20 protein-coding genes are annotated in these 17,325 nt (G+C 34.5%); 19 read left to right on the forward strand and 1 reads right to left on the reverse strand.

Annotated elements, in window-relative coordinates:
* Positions 1–42 precede the first annotated feature (42 nt).
* The gene (gene dcm / locus ACTQZM_RS08765) at positions 43–1,317 is read right to left on the reverse strand and encodes a DNA (cytosine-5-)-methyltransferase (RefSeq protein WP_441653532.1); all 1,275 of its coding nucleotides are present in this window, start codon (positions 1,315–1,317) and stop codon (positions 43–45) included.
* A gap of 157 nt (positions 1,318–1,474) precedes the next feature.
* Between dcm and ACTQZM_RS08770 the strand changes: the two genes are divergently transcribed.
* The 19 genes from ACTQZM_RS08770 (at position 1,475) to ACTQZM_RS08860 (ending at position 17,177) form a co-directional block, all read left to right on the forward strand.
* Positions 1,475–2,974, forward strand: a complete 1,500-nt coding sequence (locus ACTQZM_RS08770) for a MutH/Sau3AI family endonuclease (RefSeq protein WP_441653520.1) — start codon at positions 1,475–1,477, stop codon at positions 2,972–2,974.
* A gap of 24 nt (positions 2,975–2,998) precedes the next feature.
* Entirely contained in the window at positions 2,999–3,730 is a 732-nt protein-coding gene (locus tag ACTQZM_RS08775) for a hypothetical protein (RefSeq protein ID WP_441653521.1), read from the forward strand.
* Between the two features lie 45 nt (positions 3,731–3,775).
* Positions 3,776–4,561 carry a hypothetical protein gene (locus ACTQZM_RS08780; RefSeq protein ID WP_441653522.1) on the forward strand — a complete coding sequence of 262 codons (786 nt, stop codon included), beginning with the start codon at positions 3,776–3,778 and terminating at the stop codon, positions 4,559–4,561.
* Between the two features lie 37 nt (positions 4,562–4,598).
* Positions 4,599–5,051 (forward strand): ASCH domain-containing protein, encoded by a 453-nt coding sequence (locus ACTQZM_RS08785; RefSeq protein ID WP_441653523.1) that lies wholly within the window; start codon positions 4,599–4,601, stop codon positions 5,049–5,051.
* A gap of 59 nt (positions 5,052–5,110) precedes the next feature.
* Entirely contained in the window at positions 5,111–6,673 is a 1,563-nt protein-coding gene (gene cls, locus ACTQZM_RS08790) for a cardiolipin synthase (RefSeq protein WP_441653524.1), read from the forward strand.
* A gap of 83 nt (positions 6,674–6,756) precedes the next feature.
* Entirely contained in the window at positions 6,757–7,518 is a 762-nt protein-coding gene (locus ACTQZM_RS08795; RefSeq protein WP_441653525.1) for a GNAT family N-acetyltransferase, read from the forward strand.
* 8 nt (positions 7,519–7,526) lie between these two features.
* On the forward strand, positions 7,527–8,033 hold the full coding sequence (locus ACTQZM_RS08800) for a GNAT family N-acetyltransferase (RefSeq protein ID WP_441653526.1): 507 nt from the start codon (positions 7,527–7,529) through the stop codon (positions 8,031–8,033).
* A 130-nt stretch (positions 8,034–8,163) separates the two neighbouring features.
* A complete protein-coding gene (locus ACTQZM_RS08805; protein WP_441653527.1) occupies positions 8,164–9,057 on the forward strand; it encodes a PfkB family carbohydrate kinase in 894 nt (297 codons plus the stop codon).
* Positions 9,058–9,083: 26 nt separating this feature from the next.
* On the forward strand, positions 9,084–9,548 hold the full coding sequence (locus ACTQZM_RS08810; protein WP_016252078.1) for a DUF3791 domain-containing protein: 465 nt from the start codon (positions 9,084–9,086) through the stop codon (positions 9,546–9,548).
* Positions 9,539–10,015 carry an HIT family protein gene (locus ACTQZM_RS08815; RefSeq protein WP_047339058.1) on the forward strand — a complete coding sequence of 159 codons (477 nt, stop codon included), beginning with the start codon at positions 9,539–9,541 and terminating at the stop codon, positions 10,013–10,015. Before ACTQZM_RS08810 ends, ACTQZM_RS08815 begins: the two co-directional genes overlap by 10 nt.
* A gap of 64 nt (positions 10,016–10,079) precedes the next feature.
* Entirely contained in the window at positions 10,080–11,117 is a 1,038-nt protein-coding gene (locus tag ACTQZM_RS08820; protein ID WP_002837184.1) for an IS1595-like element ISSag10 family transposase, read from the forward strand.
* A gap of 23 nt (positions 11,118–11,140) precedes the next feature.
* Positions 11,141–11,635 carry a lincosamide nucleotidyltransferase Lnu(C) gene (lnu(C), locus tag ACTQZM_RS08825; protein ID WP_002837187.1) on the forward strand — a complete coding sequence of 165 codons (495 nt, stop codon included), beginning with the start codon at positions 11,141–11,143 and terminating at the stop codon, positions 11,633–11,635.
* A 184-nt stretch (positions 11,636–11,819) separates the two neighbouring features.
* On the forward strand, positions 11,820–12,311 hold the full coding sequence (locus ACTQZM_RS08830; protein ID WP_087401431.1) for an adenylate kinase: 492 nt from the start codon (positions 11,820–11,822) through the stop codon (positions 12,309–12,311).
* A 120-nt stretch (positions 12,312–12,431) separates the two neighbouring features.
* Positions 12,432–13,064: a DJ-1/PfpI family protein gene (locus tag ACTQZM_RS08835; protein WP_441653528.1), complete on the forward strand. Its 633-nt coding sequence runs from the start codon at positions 12,432–12,434 to the stop codon at positions 13,062–13,064.
* A 205-nt stretch (positions 13,065–13,269) separates the two neighbouring features.
* The gene (locus ACTQZM_RS08840) at positions 13,270–13,809 is read left to right on the forward strand and encodes a cysteine hydrolase family protein (RefSeq protein WP_441653529.1); all 540 of its coding nucleotides are present in this window, start codon (positions 13,270–13,272) and stop codon (positions 13,807–13,809) included.
* Positions 13,802–14,572, forward strand: coding sequence for a hypothetical protein (locus ACTQZM_RS08845; protein WP_441653530.1), 771 nt, complete (start codon positions 13,802–13,804; stop codon positions 14,570–14,572). Before ACTQZM_RS08840 ends, ACTQZM_RS08845 begins: the two co-directional genes overlap by 8 nt.
* The gene (locus tag ACTQZM_RS08850) at positions 14,569–14,976 is read left to right on the forward strand and encodes a hypothetical protein (protein ID WP_441653531.1); all 408 of its coding nucleotides are present in this window, start codon (positions 14,569–14,571) and stop codon (positions 14,974–14,976) included. Before ACTQZM_RS08845 ends, ACTQZM_RS08850 begins: the two co-directional genes overlap by 4 nt.
* Positions 14,977–15,069: 93 nt before the next feature.
* Complete coding sequence (locus ACTQZM_RS08855) at positions 15,070–15,816, forward strand: hypothetical protein (RefSeq protein ID WP_016252083.1); 747 nt, start codon at positions 15,070–15,072, stop codon at positions 15,814–15,816.
* A gap of 143 nt (positions 15,817–15,959) precedes the next feature.
* Positions 15,960–17,177, forward strand: a complete 1,218-nt coding sequence (locus ACTQZM_RS08860) for a pyridoxal phosphate-dependent aminotransferase (protein ID WP_016252084.1) — start codon at positions 15,960–15,962, stop codon at positions 17,175–17,177.
* Positions 17,178–17,325: the final 148 nt, after the last annotated feature.

Genomic DNA, 17,325 nt, shown 5'->3' on the forward strand with positions numbered 1-17,325 from the left:
AACAATTGAGAGGGACCAAATATTAATTTTTTATTTTATTTTCTAATCTTCATGTTCAATCTTGTACAATTCATCGCCAATTCTTTTTACAATTCCGGTAACCAAAGCATTTCCCATAAAGAACATACGCATGCGGTCGGAAACCTCAGAGATAGTTCCGTCTGCTGCTTTTTTGTATTTTGTCCAATCATCAGGAAAATCTTGTAGTCGTTCTGCTTCGATTGGAGTCAATAATCGATAACGTTCATTGATTTTTAGCAAGTGAGTAGAGCGATTTACAGATCCTTCGCTTGTTAACATTGTTCTTGCTGGTAAAGACAAATCATCAAAAGGGGACATGCCACCTTCACTGTATATCCACTTGTGTCCGTCTGCTGTAGTTCTCTCTAATTTTTTTGGACCACGTAAATATTGGAATTTTTCAAGTTTATCTTTATCTGTTAAATAGTATTTTTCATCAACTTCTTCTTCGCTTTGAACGATTTCACCCAATGTTGTTGGTTTTTCATCTTGTGTAGGTACGGTATCAATCGTGAAATATCTACCATGTCGCATAATGCCAGTATTCCAAACAGTACCACTAAAGTTTTCAGAAATTTCGACAACGTCTTCATCTAATTCATAGGAAGCAAATCTGTTTTTCACCGGAATTTGTTCAATAGGGAATTGTCGAGCAAATAAACCATCCTTAAAAATGTATTCGTCATACAAATGTTCATCAAAAAATAAATCAGATTCGGCTGTTTCAAATTTTTGGTCGATTTTTTTGGCAAAAGCTGTGTCATTACGATATACAAAGAAAAATACGCGTCGTCTTCTTTGTGCACGTCCGTATTGTGAAGCATCGATAACACGCCATTCAACAGAGTAGCCTAATTGGTTAAAAGCTGAGAGCATAATGGCGAAATCACGACCACGTTGTTTAGACGGTGATTTTAATAATCTATCTACATTTTCTAAAATCAAATATTTAGGTTTGATATGCGTAGTTGCACGAATAATTTGCCAGAAAAGTACGCCTTTTTTTCCTTCAATACCAAGTTCGTTTTTCTTTGAACGGGCAACAGAATAATCTTGACAAGGAAAGCCACCGACAATCATATTCACGCCATTTTCTTTCATTTCATCGAATTTTTCATTTGGAATTAATTCGACATCTGTATTGATATGCTCCATCTCAGGAAATCGATAAACACCTACTTCAAAAGCGTCTTGAGATTTGCGAGATGGTTCGTATTGATTAGAATAAGTTGTTTGAAAGAAGTCTTTATTGGAATTATTTAGTCCAACGATAAAACCTCCAACGCCATCAAACATAGAAAATATTTTTAGTGAATCCAATTTTTTACCTCGATTTCATTTTATTCAGATAAAAAAATTATACACGAAAATGTCAAATTGATCAAGTAAAAGATATGGCACAATAGTATATTACTTGATAAAATAGAATTAGTAATATTTAGGGGTAATCAAAATGAGTGTAGAGTATAGAACAAAAGAACAAGTACATAATCGCGGATGTGAAGCTGTTGGTATGACGATGGGGGAGTTAGTAGCGAGCATGGACGAAAAAGCATCAGGAAAGAAATCAAAAGTTGGGGATGCTTGGGAATCTTGGTTCGGAGTGGATAAAAATAGTATTGCTGGGGCTGACTTGTCTGAAGCTGGTGTTGAACTAAAAGCTACACCAGTCAAGCATACAAAGAATGGCATTTCCGCAAAAGAGCGTCTAGTATTGAATATTATCAATTATGAAAAAGAATTTGATAAAACATTTCCAACTAGTTCATTTTGGAAAAAGAACCAATTGATGGAATTAGGTTTTTATGAACATGTGCCAGGTAAGAAATGGCAAGATTATGAATTGCTAAAATCTGTGTTGTTTACATACCCAGAAAAAGACTTATTAATTATCAAGCAAGACTGGGAAAAAATTCATGATTATATCAAGACAGGGCGTGCCCATGAGTTATCTGAAGGTATAACCATGTATTTAAGCGCTTGTACAAAAGGGGCAAGTAGTAAATCCGTTCGCGCACAGCATGAGAGTTTAAATGCTCCGATGGCCAAGCAACGTGCTTATTCATTAAAAAGTGGATATATGACATATTTGCTAAGAGAATTTATCTTTGGTGAAAATGAAGACCCTCATATACGGGTAAAGCCTTTTGCTGATGGTGAAGTTTTTGAATGGCGTGCTCCATATTATACAGGTGAAAGTATTGTCAAAGATATTAGTATTTTACAAAACACTTCTTTAGAAAATTATATTATCGATAGTTTGAAACCATATGTAGGGAAGACTGTTTCAGAATTAGCAAATCAATTTGGAATTGAGAAAGATGCAAAAGGAAATTATCCGAAAGCTATTAATGCGATGCTTGCAAGTCGGATGTTAGGAATTCAAAAAGATTTAGAGAAGACGGAGGAATTCTTTAAAGCAAATATTCAAGTGAAGACGATTCGTGTACAAAAAAATCATAGTATTAAAGAAAGTATGAGTTTTCCAACGTTTGATTTTAAAGAGTTGATACAAGAGGATTGGGAAGAATCAACGTTAAGAGATTTGTTAGACTCAGCAAAATTCTTCTTTGTGGTTTTTGAAGAGCAAGATAGTGGTGAATATGTTTTTAAAGGTGCGAAGTTCTGGTCCATGCCTGAAAGCGATTTGGAAAATATTGTGCGCCTAGCTTGGCAGCAAACCGTGGATACAATCAAATTTGGTGTTCAGTTACATTATGACGGTAAACGTGTAACAAATAATTTTATCGGTAAGTCTGATAAGCGTATTATTCATGTTCGTCCACATGCAAGTAAATCAAGCTATATTGCCAATGATAAAAACGCTAATCAGCTGCCTACTCCAGCGATTTGGACGAACAAACCGGCTAATTTTGCCAATGATTGGATGACGAAGCAGTGTTTTTGGTTAAATAATGATTATGTTTTTGAACAAATAAAAGATTTACTATAAAAATATGAGAATGGAGTGATTCATATGGTAGATTATAATGAAATTGTTAAAAAGTCTAATTTTAGAAAAGATACTCGTGCAGAACATGAATTAGGTATTTTTATGGATGAAAATTATTATTCTCGACTGTGTGAAGATAAGGCTCCGTATTTAACTTTTGAACGAGAAACTGATTTGAAATTACAATATGAAGGTATTGATGTTATTATTCGATCAGATGATAATCGTGAAATTATCATTGATGAAAAATCCGCATTGTATTATACCAATAATAATTTACAGACTTTTGCTTTTGAATTGAGTTTCGAAAAAGATGGAAAAGTTAAAGATGGTTGGTTTGTTAAAGATGGGTTAAAAACAGAATATTATATGTTGATTTGGCCAAATGCTAGGTGTGAAAAAGATAAGAAGACTGGACAAAATATACAAGTAGACCTTGCAAAATTGACTTCGAAGGATTTTACAATTGTTGAAGCTATATTGTTGAGCAAGAAAAAGTTATTAGCTTACCTAGCTTCACTTGGTTTGACAAAAGAAGTATTGGTAGATAGAGCGAAACAGATGAGAGAAGTTTATCGATTTAGTGGGAATAATTATGCTCATGAAGATGAAGAGGGCATAGACTTTCTGCATTATACTTACACTTTGAGACTCGTTGAAAAGCCAATTAATTTGGTTATTGATAAGAAAAAGTTAGTAGAATTAGCTGATCGTGCATATTTTATTTCAGATAGAGGATATTTTCGATGCAATTGAATGGTGTAAGTTTTAGATTGGCTTAGTTTGACTAGGAGAATTACATTGATTATTAGAACAGATTCAGATGAAACAATTAAAGAGGATATAAATATGCTTCTTTATCAAAAGGAAATCGAAGTTATTACTACAGTCGAAAAAACATTTATAGATAATAATTTAGGTAAAAAAAATATTACTGATAGGCATTATGAAATAGTAGACAGCATTATAGATAATCATTTAAATGTGGAATTTATTAGTGAGGTATATTTATATCATCTTAGTAGACAACTTCAGGAACCTAATCATTTATATCCGCTCAACAGACTATTGGTTGAAGAAAATGAGATGACTAATTTTTTAAAGAAATATGATATTAAATTTTTAAAAGGCGAAGATAGTAAAATAGAATTGTATTATAAGAACGAGCACATTAACATCAAACATAATAAATATAACGGAGAATGGTACTACTTATTTAATAGATTAGAAAAGGATTTTTGTATAAATGGTTTTACTTTTTTGGAAGATATCCAAAATAATCAGAGTATGTACTACAATAATTTGGAAAGATCTCCAGAAATAATTCGTGATCTTGAAAAGTTTTTTAATATTAAACTTCAAAATGAATATTATGAAAGGTCAAAATTTTATTGTTGTGTGATTAAAGTTCCGATAGAAGAAATAATTTTTGATGGATGTACAGAATTGAAATCAAAATCCGATAAAGCACGATATTTGATAAATCGAGCCATTATGCATGTGTTAGGAATGAGTGATAATCCAATAATACGTCTAAGTGACAATAAAAGTGTTAAAGTAGATAGAATTATTTGTTATTCTAATTAATATTTAGTTATAGTATTAATGTTGTGAGGTGAGCAACATGAAAATATCAGAGTTTTGGCAAGGATTTAAAAAGGAATATGCAATTGAGACAGACAGTTATGCGGCTTATGCATTTGGGGTAGATGAAGATGAATTAGCACAGTTAGTATTATCAGGAAAAAAGACTGCAACCTCCTCGCTTTATTTGGCTTATGAGTTTGAAAATGAACCGTTACCTCAAGTTGGTGCGTACAATATGATTTTGGATAGTCAGGAACAGCCCGTTTGCATTACTCAGACCAAGCAGGTATACCTATATCCATTTAATGAAATTACTGCTGAGTTTGCGAAAAAAGAAGGCGAAGGAGATTTGTCGCTTCACTATTGGCAAGTGGTGCATGAAGCATTTTTCCAATCTGTATGTCATGAAATGGGGATAAAATTTTCACCTGAGATGCTTGTTGTATGCGAAGAATTTGTATGTCTATATCCGAAAAGCTTTCCGCACTAATTTCACATGGGCTAAATGTGTGTTATAATTTATTTAGAAAATTGAAGGAAGTGGTTAGGATGAATGAGCAGACTACTTTGGAAAGCCGTCAGAAAACCAAAAATGGTGTGAAACGATTGATTTTCGTAGTGCTTTCCATTTTGCTCGAAGTGACGCTGATTGTTCTTTTATTTACTTCACTAAATGATTATGCCGAATGGTTGAACTTATTAACGCGTACACTTGCAGCAATTTTAGTGCTCTATATTTATAGCGAAGACAAGACTGCGACGATGAAGATGCCGTGGATTATACTAATTATGTTATTCCCAATTGTCGGTGTGACGATTTATCTTTTAGTAGGTTTGAATAAAGGGACTAGAAAGATGCGCGCCCGATATCAGGCAATTGACGAGGTACTATTACCGCTATTACCTGATTCGTCTGATTTAATCGAAAAGTTAAAGCAAACACAGCCCAAAGCCGCGAGTATTTCTCATTATTTGCAGACTTATGCGAAATATCCACTCTATCAAAATACGGATGTGACATATTATAACGAAGCGGTCAAAGGATTAGAAGCACAACTTGAAGCTTTAAAGCAAGCCAAACATTTTATTTTTATGGAATATCATGCGATTGAAGATAAAGAATCCTGGCAACGAATTGAGGAAATCTTAGTTGAAAAAGTCAATGAAGGGCTCGAAGTTCGCGTATTCTATGATGATATGGGTTCGATTGGCTTTATCAATACGGATTTTGTGCAAAAGATGGAAGGACTAGGAATTGCTTGTCGCGTGTTTAATCCGTTTATGCCTGGGCTAAATGTGTTTTTGAATAACCGTGATCATCGCAAAATTACGGTCATTGATGGCGAAGTTGGCTTTACTGGTGGCTATAATTTGGCCAATGAATATTTCAATGTAACGCACCCTTATGGCATGTGGAAGGATACGGGAATTCGGCTGGAAGGTCCTGCTGTGCGTTCCTTAACGATTGCCTTTTTAGAAATGTGGAATGCCGTCAAAGAAACGGATAAACACGATGAGAACTTTATGCGCTTTTTACCTGTGGATAGCTATGAAGCAAGTGAGACTGGCTATGTCCAACCTTATGCCTTTATTCCAATGTCTAGTGAACGTGTCGGAGAAGAAGTGTATATCAGTATGGCCAATAAGGCGGAAAAATATTGTTACTTTATGACGCCTTATTTGATATTAACGGATGAAATGGTGCATGCGATTGCTCTTGCTGCAAAACGGGGCGTAGATGTGCGAATTATTACCCCAGGAATTCCGGATAAAAAGATGGTTTATGGGGTGACGCGTTCCTTCTATCCTGATTTGGTTAAGCATGGGGTTCGTATTTATGAATGGACGCCAGGTTTCTGTCATGCGAAAATGAGTGTGGTTGATGATGTGATGGCAACTTGTGGGACGATTAATTTAGATTATCGTAGTTTGTATCATCATTTTGAAAATGGCTGTTTTATGGTTGACACGCAGTCAGTGCTTGATATTAAAGCAGATTTCGACGCTACTTTTGAAGAATGTCGTGAAGTGACGCAAGAATATCAAAAGGGAAGTAAAGCTCATTTGTCATTGAAAGAATTATTCTTACGTTTATTTGCACAATTGTTATAAAATTTATCGAGTATCTTGTGAAAATTGCTTACAAGATGCTCTTTTTTTGTTATAATGTACGAAATGAAAAAGGAGTGGTGCGGATGTTGAAAAAATGTAGTGAACAAGACCGGAAACGATTGACCAATTACCTTTATCAAAATCCCGTGTTGAATTTATTTATTATCGGTGACTTGTATAATTACGGTTTTGATTCGGACATTCAAGACTTATATATCGATGAAGATTATCAAGGTATTCATGGTTTGGTTTTACGTTATCGCAACAGTATTTTGGTGCAAAGCTATGAAGGTAGGATTTATCCTGAATTTGTCGCAGAGTTAGTTGAACGTCACCAGATTACACATATTAATGGGGAAGCGAGTTTGGTGGCAAAATATGACTTTACTGCAAGAGAGAATGTATTATGTTACTTCTCGCAATGCAAAGAACTAAAAAATGCACCTGAGATGACATTAGTTGAATCGTTTGGCCCTGAAGATGCGCAAGAAATTTCAGAGGTTTTTAAAAGTGTTTTTAAAAATTTTTCAGCGAAACCTGATGAAATCCAAGAAAGTCTAGCGAAAAAACTAGATCGTGTCTATGGTGTCAGAGTAGATGGGAAAATTGTTTCGATTGCTAGAAGTACAGCCGAATGTCCTGGTTTAGCAATGTTAGTCGGCGTTGCTTCGTTAGAGTCTTTTAGAAGTCTTGGATATGCGCGCCAAACGGTAGCCAAACTAACTGCAGATTTACTCGCTGAAGGAAAGGGACCTTGTCTCTTTTATGAAAATCCGGTTGCAGCGAGAATATATGAGAGTCTAGGGTATGAACGTGTTGGACAATGGCGAGTAGTGAGATTGTAGGTGAGCGTATGTCTATCGTTTTTGCAAATGAAGAGGATATTCCTAAAATTTATGATTATTTAAATACGATATCTACACAGACGCAGTATCTAACCTTTGATTCAGATGGGTTAAAAGTTAGTTTAGATGCCTTTTCTAAAGTACTTCTTTCTCAGTTATCCAATCCGAATATTAAATATTTTTGTTATAAAGTTAATGGAAATATTGTTGGTATTGCCAATTATCGGGTGGATTCTAGAAATAAGATGTCGCATCGTGCCAAAATAGGAATAAGTGTATTAGCTGATTATCAAAACAAAGGTATTGGTAAACAACTACTTGCTTCAATGATTGAGTATCTAGAGCAACAAAAACAAATTGAATTAGTAGAATTAGAAGTTGCCTGTGAAAATAAGGCAGCTATTCATTTATATGAAAAATTTGGATTTAAGAAAATTGGAAAGCTACCTAAATTTTTTAAACTAGGTAATGAGTATATGGACTTTATCATGATGCAATTAGCACTTAATCGTTAACAAACTTTACGTGATACATCTTAAATACGAACAATAAATAGAAAATGACACTATACTATTGTTGTTTTGTTGATTTGTACGAAAGAAAAACCTATAATTTTTGTAGAATATACGAAAATGAGGGTTGGTAATGAGCAAATGCTTAGTGATTGGTTCTTCAGTTTGTGATTGTTTAATTTATACGGATGTGTTACCTAGACGTGAAGGGGATGCACATATTAGTAACCAAAAAATGCAAATTGGTGGTTGTGCATTAAATGTAGCCGCAACTCTAAAGGGATTAGGTGCGGATTTTGATTTTTTATCTCCCGTTGGCCAAGGAATGTATGGTGATTTTGTTGCCAGTGAGTTGGCTAAATTACAATTACCTATATTTCGTGTTGAGGGTGAAAATGGGTGTTGCTATTGTTTTATCGAAGCAGATGGTGAACGAACTTTTCTTTCTTATCATGGCGTTGAATATAGCTTCCAAAGATCTTGGTTAGAAAACTTTGACTTAAATGATTATGCCTATCTCTATCTTTGCGGATTAGAAGTGGAGGAAGAAACTGGCGAAGAATTAGTTGATGCACTCGCTGATTTTAAAGGTACAATTGTTTTTTGTCCTGGACCAAGAGTTTGTGAAATCCCCTCAGAACGAATTGCACAATTGTTATCTTATCAACCATTGCTACACTTAAATGAACAAGAAGTCTATTTGATGAGCGGTCAACAGGAATTATCCGCTGCGATTGAATATCTGTATGCCCAAACGAATGCACCAGTCGTTGTTACATTAGGCTCTAAAGGTGTGCTTGCCTATGATGGTGAATGGGCAGAATGTCTTTCTGAAAAAGTTGAGGTCAAAGATACTGTCGGGGCTGGGGATAGTCATGTAGCGGGGATGCTAGCTGGATTATTAGCAGATCATAATCTCAGTGAGAGTCTACAATTAGCCAATCGAGTTGCTGGGGAAGTCGTACAAGTCTCAGGCGCATTATTGCCAAAAGAAAAATATCTGGAATTGCGGCTAAACGAAACATAAATAGCTGAAATATGGAGATTTATATAATGAGAAAAATGGATTATCTTGTTTACCTAATTAATATTGTAAGTAATCATTATTTTGCTGATGATTTAAAAAAAGGATATAGAACACTAAATGATAGTGGGCTACTTGCCTTTAACGATGAATTCTATGATGTACAACATACTTTGAGTAAGGAAGTACTACTAAAAGAAGTTGGTGAAATCATTCTTCAAAGTGATATTTGTCAGAATGATTACTTGAGAGACAACGTTGCCTTGGTTCGTTTAACAATTGGTGAAATTATGCGTCGTTTAAATATTAGTTATATGGATGCCATGGATTTATTCTATCAATCCATTACAGCTGAATTATTATCTGATGAAGATACTGGCTATTTTACTTATTCTCATCTTGATTTAGCTAAGTTAGTAATAGAAGAACAAAAAGTGAATAGCAGAGAAGAAAAAATTGATATACATGTTGAAGGAAAAGTATTATGTGTTTAATTTGTGAGAGAATCAGAGAAATTACTGAAAACAAGAATCCGTATTTTGTAAAAGAAATGACCACAGGATATGTAGTGATTGGGGATCATCAATATTTTGAAGGTTATACACTATTTTTGTGTAAGCGACACGTCAACGAATTACATGAATTACCACACGAATATAAATTGAAATTTTTAGATGAAATGAGTTTGGTTTCCCAGGCGGTCTCACAAGCGTTCCAAGCTGATAAAATGAATATTGAGTTATTAGGTAATGGTGAAAGTCATGTTCATTGGCATCTCTTTCCACGCAAAAATGCCGATTTAGGTAAATATGGGCATAATGGGAAAGGGCCTGTTTGGTGGTTACCTTTTGATGAAATGTATGATGAAAATGTAAGACCTGGTAACGAAAAATTACAAGAATTGAAAGTAAAATTAATTGATGAGATTAATAAAATTGGCTCTGTCACAACAAATGGTTAATTTTTGACGAGAAATAGCGTATAATAATAGTAAGAAACAGTACCACCGAAGGAGGTAATTGGATATGCCTACTATCAAAGACGCATTAGATATTATCGGTAAGTTGACTGTCGCAGAGCAGGAAAGCCTTAAAACAATGCTTTTAAGTCCTGCCTTTGTAAAGTCTTTGAATATTGAAGATTTCGTAGCAAAGGAACGCTTTGCAAATGGTCGTGTATGCCCTCTTTGTGGCTGTATCCATGTGGTTCGCAATGGTCATCGTAAAGATGGCACACAGCGATATGTATGTAAGGATTGTGGCAAGTCCTTCGTGATTGCTACGAACTCCATTGTGTCTGGTACAAGAAAAGACTTGTCCGTGTGGGAGCAGTACATTGATTGTATGATGAATGGCTTATCCATTCGTAAGACTGCTGTTGCTTGTGGGATTCACAGAAACACCGCATTCCTTTGGAGACACAAGATTTTGGATGCACTTCAGAATATGGCAGACGATGTTACCCTTGACGGCATTATTGAGGCTGACGAAACTTTTTTCGCCATCTCGTACAAGGGCAATCATAGCAAGAGTAAGACATTTGCTATGCCACGCAAGGCTCATAAGCGTGGTCATTCTACACATATCAGAGGCTTGTCCCAAGAAAAGGTATGTGTTCCTTGTGCGGTTAATAGGAATGGCTTGTCTATCTCCAAGATTACGAATACTGGTAGAGTTTCTACAAGAGATTTACATCATATTTATGATGGTAGGATTAAGACCAATTCCACTCTTGTTACGGACAAGATGAACTCCTATGTGAGATTTACAAATGCCAATGGCATTGACCTTGTGCAGTTAAAGACTGGCAAAGCCAAGAAAGGCATTTATAATATCCAACATATCAATAGCTACCATAGCCAGCTAAAGAGGTTTATGCGTGGCTTTAACGGTGTTTCTACCAAGTATCTGAACAACTATCTTGTGTGGAATAACCTTGTAAATTACGCCAAAGAAAGCGACATGGAGAAAAGGAACATCTTCTTAACTTTTGTTTTGGCAACATTGAAAACTGCTAAATGCAGAGATTTATCAAACAGACCAGCAGTTCCTCTGGTCGCCTAATTAGAATTTGTGGAGATGATAAGATGGTCAATATAACAGATGTAAAACAGATTCTTCAATTTGCAATAGATGCGGAGATTAAAGTCTTTCTTGATGGTGGCTGGGGTGTAGATGCTCTTCTTGGATATCAGTCAAGAGCCCATAATGATATTGACATTTTTGTAGAAAAGAACGATTATCAGAACTTTATAGAAATAATGAAAGCTAATGGCTTTTATGAGATTAAGATGGAATATACAACATTGAACCATACTGTATGGGAAGATTTGAAAAACAGAATTATTGATTTGCATTGTTTTGAATATACGGACGAAGGTGAAATTCTTTATGATGGGGATTGTTTTCCGGTAGAAACTTTTTCGGGTAAAGGAAGAATTGAGGAAATAGAGGTTTCCTGTATTGAACCATATAGTCAAGTAATGTTCCATCTGGGATACGAGTTTGATGAAAATGATGCACATGATGTGAAGTTATTGTGTGAGACATTTCATATCGAAATTCCAAATGAGTATAGATAACTGCAAATAACAGTTTGTAGGGGAGTTCTGATACTCCCCTATAAAAATGGCTATTTATCAACTGTTTGTTGTGACATAGCCATAAAATTAGTTGAATGAATAGCGCTTGAATTGTCTATGGTTCAGGCGTTTTTATTTTGATATAATGAAATTTGAAGAATGTTGAAAGGGAAAATTTTTGGCTATGAATAATAAAATCTTAATCATCGGTTGTCCTGGTTCTGGGAAGAGTACTTTTGCGCGTAAGTTAAGAGATCAACGCCAACTTCCACTCTATTATTTAGACCAAATTTGGCATAAACCAGATCAGACGAATATTTCGAAAGAGGAATTTATTCAGCGTCAAAAAGAAATGATAAAGCAGGAAGAATGGATAATTGATGGAAATTATCTCACCACTTTAGAATTAAGATTGGCAGCTTGCGATACGGTATTCTTTTTAGATTTACCGAATGACGTTTGCTTCGAAAGTGTTAGAAAGCGAATCGGTCAAGTGCGCGAGGATATGCCTTGGGTGGAAGAGACGTTTGATGAGGAGTTCCAACAATGGATATTGGATTTCCCAACTAAACAACGACCAGAGATAATTGAATTGTTGAAGAAATATAAAGAAGGTAAGCAAATCATCGTCTTTCATACTCGAAAAGAAGTTGAGGAGTATTTTGCTCATCAATAAACCTCTTAGAAAGTGGTAAAGAAATAATAGTTAGACTTATTTAATCTATAGTTTATTTTGATTATGTGATTTTAATAAGCAAGTCGCATATTAATTTTGTTTTAGAAACGGGTGTGTTAAATGAAAAGAATAGGGGTTGTGTTATATCCTAACTACTCTTTGCAGGAAATTACATGCATAACGTCTACACTATCAATCTGGTTTAATGAAGAAATTGATTTTATTGCTAGTGAGAATATTTGCTATTTTACAGAAGAGGGATTACCCACATATCCAACTAAGCTTATTCAAGAAGTAAATATTACAGATTATGATTGTGTTATTATTCCTGGGTCAATTAATCCACTAGTAGGGTTATATGATGATGAATTAATTCATTTTTTACATCAAGGTATCTCAAGCGATGTTGTTTTTGCAGCAATATCATCAGCACCGCTTTTATTGGGAAAAGCAGGATTATTAAAAGGGAAAAAGTATACTGGAGGATTATTCGTTCAGCAATTGGATTATTTTGACTTTATGGAAATTGATAATTTTACTCATAAATCAATTGAGATAGAGGATGGATTAATCACCGGGATAGGGATGTATTTTGTTGATTTTGTTAAGGCTGTTTTGAAATATTTAGATTATCCAATTGATGAAACCTTTTTAAATCCAAGCCTGAAATACACTGAGAAAGATTTGCTTTTTTATTATTCGGAGGAAGATTATTTAAATTTTGTCAATGAAGTTAAAACTTTTGAGAAATAGAATGAATCTATTTGAAATTTATTTTTGTATCTGATTCTTTTTATAGCAGCTCAATTTGGGTTGCTTATTTTTGTGGAAAAATTAATTTTTTTGATATAATGTGCACTCTATTACTTGTTTATTTAGCTGTTTTGTATTCGGTTACATATAGAAGATAAGACAACGAATAGGGTATAATTTAGAAAATGTTTTTGGGAGGAACCTTATGCAAGCTTTATTAGTTATTGATATGGAGCAGGGATTTTTGAATGCGGATAGATCTGAGCGAAACAATCCTGATGCAGAAAAAAATATATTAAATTTAATGGATTATTTCCGTGAAACGAAACAACCAATCATTCATATTCAACACTTGAGTACGGATCCTCACTCAGCCTTTTTCACTGAAGAAGGTTATCAGTTCATGGAAGGTTTTGAGTCACATCCTGGAGAGAAAGTTTTTCAAAAACACGTCAATAGTGCATTTATTGGAACAAACTTAGAAGAATATTTACACGAAGAAGGGATTTGTCGACTCGTTATTACTGGTCTAACTTTGCCTCATTGTGTTTCTACAACGACTCGGATGGCTGGAAATCTTGGCTTTGAAACGACATTAATTAGTGATGCCACTGTTACATATGCGTTAAGAGACATTATGGGTAATTGGATAGATGCGGAGGAGTTGCATCAGTCTCATTTGGCAGCGTTGAACGAAGAATTCGCAAAAGTAATGAGTTGTGAGGAGTTTTTAAAAAATGGGTAGAAGTGATAAAAATCAGAGTAATATATTGGGATTGTTTTTTGGTAATCCTAAACAAATAATAAAACTAAGTCTGAATATTGTTATAGTAGTAGCTGTTTCGCTTGTATTTATAAGGTTTATTGGGATCCCTGCATTTAGTGGAATTTTTCAAAGTCTTTCTCCGTGGAATGAGCAAAAGAAAGCTATAAGTGAATATACGGATGTAAGGGATACATATTCTTCAATTATTGGCAGTGAGGTTGGAGTGATTCCGCAAAATGGAATTGTAAAATGGTTTTCTACTCGAGAAAAAGAAGTAATTATTTATATTCCAAAAATAATCAACTATTCACCCTTATTTGACGATGATAGTAGGAGAAATGAATTAAAGGGTGCATTTTTAGAGTCAATAAATGAAGAAATGGCCAAAAAAAGTAGTGAGACTGTTAGAATACTGTATGATGGATTAGAAGTTGCAACATATAAAAATGGAGTAAAAATTACGGATTATTTAGACTTAAAATCGGCAGAAAAGAAACAAATAGATTCGTTTGTCAAAGAACAATTAGATAAAAACGATAATATTAAGTTTAATAAATGGACAACTACTAATAATTATTCTTTTGATAATAAGGATAAAAATGTGTTGGTTATTAAGGGTAAGTTCAATGTGAAGAAGTTCTTTGTTTTTAAAGATGTTTATCTATTAGATGCAAAATTGGTTTATAAGAATCATAGATGGGCAATATATCAAAATAATTGGAAGGTAACGAAAGTGAAATGAAAAAAATATTACTTTGGATAATTACAATATCTTTATTAGGTTCCATATTTTTGGGTTTTTGGCAATTTTCAAAAAAAGAGACGATGAAAAGAGATTTAAATTTAGATGGTCTTTTTGTAAATATCAAAGGGGTTGATGTTAAGACTGAAAATTCAAGTATTTTTGATGAAAAACCGTATGATAAAATAGTTATTAAAATACCTTCGCTAGCCTCTGAGAATGACGATAGTTTAATAGATGGAAAAAAAGTTAATAAACTAATTGATCGAGAAAATTTTGATAAATATTTTAAAACGTGGTTAAAACACATTTTTAGTAAAGAAACGGCAAGAAAATATGCAAACCAAATTGTTGTATATTATCGTGATGACAAGATTATTCAATATTCAGAATCTGAAAAATAAGACTTTGAGGTATTCTTTTCATTTTTCCTAGTTTTTATTTTCTCTGTAATATGTTATGATGAGAAAAGAACGAAAAAATAAGGATGATTTATCATGAATGATTATACAGACATCAAACGAAATCATTTCCGTTTTCCTGCTTTTTCAGATGAAGATGGAGTAAAACTTCAAGATGGTACTTTTCGTAAACCTTTCTCATTTGAAGAAGATTGGATTTTAACGGATGAAGATATTGATCGAAAAGCAAATAGACAAAATAAAGTAAATACTTCTCGTCGTGGGAATAAGACAATTGCGCATAAAGCTGGTCATAGTGTGAAGCAGATGGAAGAGTTGAAAAAACATCGCGAAAACTTACCTACTTATTCACGTCATCCAAAAGTGGAAGTGACGCCAACTGGCAAGAAAAACTTATTCGGTAGCAGTCATTTGCATGCGACTTATAAGGTGCGAAATGAAAAGGAAACGCCTGCCATTCATGCCAAACCACCTAAGACAGATGTGTTTAAAAAGTCGGTTTTCGAACCAACTTATGTACCTGCTTCATTAATCCCTGATAAAAAGGAAGAGGTAGACCAATCTGAGTTGTTGAACTCGATGCAAAAGAGCAAGGACAGCTATATGCTTTTCGATACCGAGCCAGCGCCTTATCAAGTAAAACAAGAGGAAAATGAACCCACTGTGAAGAAGTTCAAAGTTCCAAGTGCTACAAAAGATCGTAATAATTTACCGAAAGCAACACAAGAAATGATTGCAAAGAAAAAATCAGTCTTAGGTTCATTAGATACGATGATTGAAGAGGGTGCGAAAGAAAAACGCAATACCAAATATTTTGAATAATAATTATGTCTGGCTATTTTTGACGGCCAGACTTTTTTTCTTAAATTTTCGAAATATTTTGCGTTTTCACTATAAATTTTCTGACAAATTGATATAATGGATGAAAGGCTACTTGGCTAGTAGAAAAGAAAAGAGGAAAACAAATGAGAAGGTTTGAAAAATCACATAAATTAGATCATGTTAGCTACGATGTCCGTGGTCCAGTCTTAGAAGAAGCTGAACGCATGCAAGAAAATGGCATTTCCATCTTAAAGCTAAATACAGGAAATCCTGCGCCATTTGGTTTTGAAGCGCCAAATGAGATTGTTCGCGACTTGATTATGAATGTCCGCCAATCAGAAGGGTATTCAGATTCAAAGGGGATTTTTTCAGCGAGAAAGGCAATCGAGCAATATTATCAATTATTAAAGTTTCCAAATTTGTCGATTAATGATATTTATACTGGTAATGGCGTCAGTGAATTGATCACCATGTCGATGCAAGCTTTGTGTAATGATGGCGATGAAGTGCTTGTGCCGATGCCGGATTATCCTTTATGGACGGCTTCAGTCTCATTAGCAGGTGGCAAGCCTGTTCATTATATCTGTGATGAAGAAAGTGAATGGTATCCAGATATTGCGGATATTCGTTCTAAGATTACTGCTAAAACGAAAGCAATTGTCTTAATTAATCCGAATAATCCAACAGGGGCTGTTTATCCAAAAGAAATTTTAGAGCAAATTGTTGACATCGCGCGTGAATTTGAATTGATGATTTTCTCTGATGAAATTTATGATCGTTTGGTGATGGATGATTACAAACATATCCCAATTGCGACTTTGGCACCGGATTGCTTTGTAGTGACGTTTGGTGGCTTATCGAAATCTCATCGTGTGGCAGGTTTCCGTGTAGGTTGGATGGTGCTAACTGGGAAGAAATCGATTGCGAAAGATTATATTGAAGGCTTAAATATGCTGTCTTCCATGCGTTTGTGTTCAAATGTTTTGTCCCAACAAGTCATTCAAACCGCACTTGGGGGCATTCAAAGTGTGGATGAACTACTTTTACCAGGTGGCCGCATTTATGAACAGCGCGAATTTGTCTATAAAGCCGTGAATGATATTCCGGGACTTTCGGCAGTTAAACCTAAAGCTGCTTTTTATATGTTTCCAAAAATTGATGTGAAGAAGTTCAATATTACTAATGATGAGCAATTTGTATTAGACTTTCTTCATGAGCATCATGTCTTAATGGTGCATGGTGGTGGTTTCAACTGGATGCAGCCGGATCATTTCCGAATTGTGTATTTACCTAATTTGGATGATTTGAAATTAACAATGGATAAGATGCGCAAGTTTTTAGCTACTTATCGTCAAAAATAACCATTCTTCAGCTCGGTCTCCTTTCCGGGCTGATTTATTTTGGCTCTTTGTCAAGTAGTGTTGTTGGCAATTAAGTCAATTGGAGAGAAAGTTATTTTATGAATGCTTTCTCTCTTTTTTTATTTTCTTTCTTCAATCGATGCTTATG

Source organism: Enterococcus cecorum (genome assembly GCF_052119425.1).
Classification (GTDB): Bacteria; Bacillota; Bacilli; order Lactobacillales; family Enterococcaceae; genus Enterococcus_E; species Enterococcus_E cecorum_C.